The organism is Paracidobacterium acidisoli (assembly GCF_003428625.2).
In the GTDB taxonomy this organism is placed as follows: domain Bacteria; phylum Acidobacteriota; class Terriglobia; order Terriglobales; family Acidobacteriaceae; genus Paracidobacterium; species Paracidobacterium acidisoli.
The window spans coordinates 2,500-9,217 of record NZ_QVQT02000008.1; the positions used below are offsets into that span (position 1 = coordinate 2,500).

The window sequence follows — 6,718 nt, forward strand, 5'->3', positions numbered from 1 at the left end:
AATGGCGTCTCGGTGCTGGATAACGCCGGTGTCGACAATGGTGTGGGCGCCGGTTCTTACCCGGACCTTATCGGCAATCCGCGTAATCAGATCCCGGCGGCCGGGAACAACAGCCGCAGCGAAGGGCCACTGCTTTATAACCCTGGAGCCTTTGCCGCACCACGGGGCCTGACCTTCGGAAACGCGGGACGCAACTCACTGAACAATCCGCACCGCTGGAACTTCGATACGGCTCTGCAGAAGAACTTCGGGCTGCACTTCCTCCACGAGTCCTCGCTGCAGTTTCGGGCCGAAGCCTTCAACGTCTTCAATCACACGCAGTTCCGCATCTACGATCCCAATCCGACGCTGGGGCAGAGCACGGCCAACCGCACCGCAAGCTGCTATTCAGACTCCGCGGAGACAAGCTATTCGGCGGCTGGAGACAACACAACGGACTGTCTTACGGGCAGCTCGTTCCTGCACCCCGTCGATGCGCACCTTCCGCGCACCCTGCAGCTTGGCCTCAAGCTGTCCTTCTAGCGATTCGGAGAAATGAGACTGGTTATGAACAGGCAATACGGGCAAACAACGGAGAAGCGCAGCGTGAGTGTGAGCCGATTGGCGCTTCTGCTGGTGACGGTGGTGGCCGGGCTGGCGGGCGCAGGGTGTGGCGGAGGCGGCAGCAAAAGCAATACCGCCGATAATCCCGGTGTGGCCGGTGGGTCATCGTCGGCGCAGTACACCACTTACATCGGCACACAGAGCCTGCAGTGGGATGTCAGCGGGATTCCGAACAGCACCAGCTTTCAGTACGGCGGCGGGTGGGCGATTGCCCTCGATGACAGCTCGAAGTTCTTCAGCTACCAGAACACTGAACATGAGGGAGCAGTGATTGCCGGTTCTCCGTCTCATACTCCACCGCTTGCCGCCACGCTGGGCAGCTTTACCGGCAGCAGCTTCTATAGCCTGACTGCGAACGGATCGACAACGCCCGGCGACGCGGGCTATGCGCTTGAAGTTCCGGGTGAAGCGGTGGTGCTGCGCCCCGGCAATAACACTATCGCGCCGGCGGTCGGCGTCGAGACCAGCAACTGCCTTACGCTTACCAAACCAACTACGTATCAGTTCATCTCGCTGGGCACGCCGGACCCGGATTCGACCGATGGAGGCGGAGGTCCTGCTCTCGGGCCTTATGTCGCTTACGGCAGCGTAACTGCCCAGACAAATGGCGTGACGTGGAATTTTACCAATCTGCAGATGTTCGCCTTTGACGGAACGAATCTCAATGCCACCGCTCTGCCTGCGGGAGGCTGCGGCGAGACGGCGCTGGGCTTCGCGGTCACCATAGCGCCCAGTGCTGCGACCAATAACCTGAATTACTCTCTGCAGGCCTCGCCCTCGGGTTACTTCATGGTGGACCAGGACCAGGGCGCTCCAACGCTCTTCGATTTTGCGCCGGCTCAGACCGGTCCGCTGGGCCTGGTGGGCGTGGAGCAGCCTTCGAGCCAGCTTTCGACCTCCGCAGTGGCCGGCGCGAAGTATCTGGGCTTCGAGTACGACGCCATCGATGATATTGTGCTGGGCCTTCCCGGAACGCTGCCGGTGGCCTTTGGCCAGACCGGCGCATCGGGCGCCTCCGGCTCGGGTACAGCAATCACCGGTGGTGCGTATCCCAATGACGACGTGACGCAGACGCCCGCTGCGAATATCACCATCGATCTCGGCACGCAGGACTCGGCAAACAACGGCCTGTATAAATCTGTCACCGTGACTGTGCCGGATACCTATAAGGCCTGTATTCAACAGCCGTATGGCGGCACAGATGCGAACGGCAACCCGACCTGCATCTTCAAGGGTGAAGCGGTGGTGGGTAATCCCGGCGGCAAGTACGCGATCTTCGTCACTGTCAACGACCTCAGCCTGCAGAACTACCCCGATCCCAGGACCGGTGGTCACGTCACCCCGTATGGAGCCATGGATTTCTTCCTGTATCAGCAATGAGCGCCTTCGCAGAGGGCCCCATGAACTACGAATTTTCACCGGCTTTTTTTGAGAGAGGCTTTATGTCGCATCGTTTCGCATCCGTCTTCTGCCGCCTGGGAGCTCTGCTGCTGGCTGTCGCCGCTGTCTTCTCGCCTGCTCCGCAAGCCTGTGCGCAGACCCTGGCCTTCACGCCCGGCATGGCCAGCACCTATGCCGGAGACACGACAGGAAAACTGGGCGCGTCAGCCGCTGACTACACGGGGCCGGTCAGCGGGCTGGCGATGACTGCCGTCGGTGACATCGTCTATGATTCCGCCGGCAATCTTTATATTGTTGACGAAGGGGAGGACGTCGTTCGAGTCATCGCGGCCAGCAGCAAGCCGATTCCGGCGATGCCCGGGATTGCGGTGCAGGCGGGAAATGTCTACACCCTGGCCGGCGGCGCGAATAACGTCTGCTCGGCCGACTCCGGTTCCGGCTCAGGCGACGGCTGTCCCGCCACCCAGGCCATCCTGGGGCAGCCGACAAACATTGCCGTGGATGCCCAGGGCAACGTCTTCCTCTCCGATCAGTGTGCGGGGAATCAATGCGTGGGAGCAATACGTGTGGTCTATGCCGCCGGCTCCATTCCCCAGCTGACTGCGCAATCAACCTCGCCTGTCGCCGGCTCCATCTATTCGTTTGCGGCAGTGACCAACTACTTTAACGACATTCCGGGGGGCGACGTTCCCGGAGGCCTCGCAGTGGACGCGCAGGAGAATATCTACTTCATCGGCGCGTATGGCAGCGGGTTAGGCGTGGTTTATTCCGGACAGACCTCGCCCGGTAATCCGTTCGGCATCACCAATACCACTGCCGGCAATATCTATCCAATCCAGACCGCCGATTGCACTTACACCAATACATCCGATGCCTGCGGGGATGGAGGTCCTTTCGCCCAGGCCGGCTTTTCCAATGCCGGAGGCTTCGCCTTCGATTCCTCGGGCAATGTCTATATCACCGATACCGGCAACAGCCGTATCCGCGTTGTTTATGTTGCAGGAAGCGTTCCCGGATTGACCAACCCCACACCTGGAGATATCTATACTGTCGCCGGCGGCGGCAGCCTGAATGCTGTCGCCAGCGGCAGCGGCCCGAGTCCGATCGCTCTGGGAGCGCCGGCTACGAGCGTCGCTATCCCATACGGACTCGTCGGCAATCGCGTGGCCTTCGACGCGATCGGGAATATATATTTCATGGCCGGGATTCAGGTCGAGAAGGTCGATCTCTCGGGTATTCTCACTCCTGTCTTCGGTTTCTCCTTCGTGAAAGCGACCGTCTGCGCGGCCCATACTGATACCTTCGGCGATGGCTGCCCGGCTACCAGCGCAAACCTTCAGTCGCTGTTGGCGATCGCCGTCGATCCTGGCGGAGATATCTATGTTGCCAACCGTCAGGCGACGATTCGCCGCGCCCTGATTCGTAAATCGACTGTCGCAACATCTGCATTGGGCTTCTCCGGGACGATTGGACTTCCCATCGCCGGCAACGGCGCTTACCTCATCTCCAACACCGGAGCGCAGCCGCTCCAGCTCAGCGCTCTCAGCTTCACCGGCCCCTTCGCGCAGACGCCCAGCGGTGGATCGAATGACTGCACGGCCTCCACCAGCCTCGCGCCGGGAGCAGCCTGCGCGGTTGCGATTGCCTTCAACGGCGCCACGCCCGGCCAGGTCACCGGCGCGCTGGATGTGGCCAGCAATTCGCTGAACGCCACCGGAGGCAACAACACACTTGCGCTCAGCGCGACGATCGCGCAGGCAACCACGGCGACCACCATCTCAGTCTCTCCCACGCCGCCGACAGTCCTGAACAACAGTCAGACGGCGACCTTCACGGCCACGGTGACACCGCAGTTCGGCGATACGCTGACGCCCACCGGAACGGTAACTCTCTTCAGCGGTTCGACGCAGGTGGGAACCGGCACGCTAACCAATGGAGTTGCGACTGTCCAGGTCAGCAATCTGCCTGCCGGTAACCTGCAGATCACCGCACAGTACAACGGCGACACCAACTTTACCGGCAGCACATCATCGTATGTACCGGTGAATGTCGCATCCGTCTCAGCTCCGGTAGCAAACGTCTCTCTTGCCGCATCCACCACGATCGCAACCATCGGGCAGAGCATCACGCTGACCGCAACGGTGACGACGCCGGGCGGGTCTCCCGTCACCTCCGGTACCGTCACCTTCCAGGAGGGTGACAATCCTCTGGGAGCTGCGGTCGCGGTCAACGGCTCGGGCATGGCGACCTTTACCACCTCGACGCTGCCTATCGGCGGCAATCCGCTCATCGCTGTCTTCAGCGGAACCACAGGCTTTGGAGCCAACACCTCGGTGCCGGTAACCGTTACCGTCAACGGCGGCGGAGAACTGTCATTCACTCCGGGAGTGATCGAGAAGATCGCCGGAGTATACCCGACGATCACCAATGGGCAGTATGATCTACCGAATCCTGGCTATGCCGGGGACGGTGGTCTGGCCGTAAATGCTACGCTTGGAGATCCGAGGTCTGCGGCAGCAGACAGCTTCGGCAACGTTTATATAGCGGACTCGGGAAATAGTGTGATTCGCGTGATCGCTTCCGGGAAGGGCACGATCGCCGGTATTCCCAATGCCCAGGCCGGAAACATCTATACCTTCGCGGGCGGAGGAAAATGCAGTCCCGCTCCCTGCGGAGATGGTGTTCAGGCGACCCAGGCTGCGTTCTCCGGCCCCGGAAACATTGCAGTGGATGTCTACGGCAATGTATATGTCACCGACCATGGAAACGGGGGAGGCGATTCCGCGGTTGTTCGCAGGATCAATCCGCAGGGCATCATCCAGACCGTTGCCGGCAACCTCGGCAGCGGCCCCGGATATGGCGGCGACAACGGTCCGGCAACCAGCGCGCAGATCAGTGTCGACGGTATCTTTGCCGATAATGCCGGTAATCTGTACCTCGCAGATAGCGGAAACAACCTTGTCCGCCGCGTGGATGCGCTGACCGGCATCATCACCACAGTAGCCGGCACGGCGAGTACTGCGGGCCAGACAAATAACCTGGGCTATGGCCTCAATATCTGCAGCACAGCGCCCTGCGGCGACGGCCAGCCGGCAACGCTCGCGTTGCTCAGCAGCCCGGGCGGTGTCGCTCTCGATGCGGCAGGCAACCTGTATATCGCCGACACCAGCGACCAGACGATTCGCCGGGTCGACGCCAAAACCGGCATCATCAGCACAGTTGCCGGAAGCTATGTCTCGCCTGGGGCTTATGGGGGATTCAATGGCAGCTACAGCGGCGATGGCGGGCCCGCGACCAGCGCGCAACTGAATAACCCCACAACAGTCGACCTGGATAATGCCGGCAATCTCTACATCCTGGATGCGGTTAATCAGCGTGTCCGGGTGGTGAACGCACAGACGGGCACGATCAACACCATCGTCGGCGGCGGATCATGCACGCCTTCCTCCGGACCCTGCGGCGACGGCGGCCTGGCCACCAATGCCCAGCTGGATGACGAACTGGGGGCGATGGATCTGGACAGTCAGGGCAATCTTTACATAACGCACAGCCATTTGAACCTCATCCGAGAAGTGCCGGTGACCACGACGGCGATCAACTTCGGCAGCGAGAACGAGGGCACGAACAATACGCAGACTTTTACTGTTACCAACATCGGCGCGCAGCCGCTGAACTTTTCCGGCATCAGCGTGGCCAACACTTCACCCACGCCCGGGCCGAGCCCGAGCGATTTCTCGCAGCAGCCGAGCGGTGGCGCCGACTGCACGTCGAACATCTCTCTGGCCGCCGGCGAAACCTGCAATATTGAGGTGCAGTGGTTCCCGACGATTCAGGGCGCGGAGGCGGCCGCGATCACCGTGGCCAGCAACGCCGACAACGCTGTGAGCGGCAATAACGTCATCACGGCAGGCGGTTCAGGAATCGCCATCGGTGGAAACACGGCCCAGACCATCACCTTCCCGGCGCTGCCGGCCAGCGTGATCTATGGCCAGACGATTCCGCTGAATGCCACGGCCAGCTCGGGCCTGCCCATCAGCTACCGTGTCTCCGGCCCAGGAACTGTGAACCAGACCGCGGGCACGCTGACCGTGACCGGCTCGGGCGCGATCACGATAACTGCGTATCAGTTCGGCGAGGATCAAAACGGCAATTCGACGCTGTATGCCGCCGCCAAACCGGTGAGCCAGACGACCACCTCAACCGGCGGTCCGACGCTCACCATCGCCGCCAACAACATCTCTGTCCCTCAGGGCAGCGCCATCCCTGCGCTGACTTACACCATCAACGGTCTCGTCAACGGCGATACGACCAGCGGCACTCCCGTTCTGACCACGGCGGGCACGCAGAACTCGCCGATCGGCAACTACCCCATCAGCATCGCGCAGGGATCGCTGACCGCGCCTGCCGCTTATGATCTGAGCTTCGTGCCGGGAACGCTCTACATTACCGGAACGGGAAGCCAGACCATCAGCTTCGGTCCGGTCGGCAGCGTCACCTACGGCGCGAAGCCGATCACACTCGGCGCCACCGCCAGCTCGAAGCTGCCGGTAACCTTCACCGTCGCGTCAGGTCCCGGCTTCATCACCAGCAGCAACATGCTGACGATCACCGGTGCGGGCTCCATCGTGGTGAACGCCAACCAATATGGCAACGGTACCTATGCAGCGGCGCCGGTCGTCTCACAGACCATCACCGTTAATCAGGCTCCGCTGAC

The 6,718-nt window shown here is 61.5% G+C and carries 3 protein-coding genes; all 3 read left to right on the forward strand.

Going from position 1 to position 6,718, the window contains the following annotated elements; all coding sequences use genetic code 11:
• On the forward strand, positions 1 to 522 hold a 522-nt coding region (locus D0Y96_RS18895; RefSeq protein WP_491562720.1), incomplete at its 5' end, for an outer membrane beta-barrel protein.
• A 12-nt stretch (positions 523 to 534) separates the two neighbouring features.
• Complete coding sequence (locus D0Y96_RS18900; RefSeq protein ID WP_147325147.1) at positions 535 to 1,983, forward strand: hypothetical protein; 1,449 nt, start codon at positions 535 to 537, stop codon at positions 1,981 to 1,983.
• Positions 1,984 to 2,045: 62 nt separating this feature from the next.
• A partial coding sequence (locus tag D0Y96_RS18905) for an NHL domain-containing protein (RefSeq protein ID WP_158562490.1) occupies positions 2,046 to 6,718 on the forward strand: 4,673 nt, incomplete at its 3' end.